The organism is Bacillus sp. SIMBA_008 (genome assembly GCF_046535495.1).
Classification (GTDB): domain Bacteria; phylum Bacillota; class Bacilli; order Bacillales; family Bacillaceae; genus Bacillus; species Bacillus subtilis.
In genome coordinates, this window is record NZ_JAWRWL010000949.1 from 1 (window position 1) to 249 (window position 249).

Genomic DNA, 249 nt, shown 5'->3' on the forward strand with positions numbered 1-249 from the left:
GTTTCTACCGAGAGATTGTCTAGTTTACTAACAGGGAACCAGGGATTTATTCAGTCAGGAACCGGAGTGGCTTGTCGGATTGATTTTCCTAACATAAAGCAGTTTAAAAATATAGCAACGAACGGTGCGATTGTAGATGCGGAATTAATCTTAAAACCTGTAAATAATTCTTATTCTGAAAAGTATCCTTTAGCAGATTCCCTCACCGTATACGTAGGAGATAATTTAAACAGGATTAGCGGATCGCTT

The 249-nt window shown here is 38.2% G+C and carries 1 pseudogene; it reads left to right on the plus strand.

Features of this window, described 5'->3' with window-relative positions:
* Window positions 1-249 (plus strand): annotated as a pseudogene (locus SB658_RS26175) (DUF4270 family protein); the annotation flags it as partial.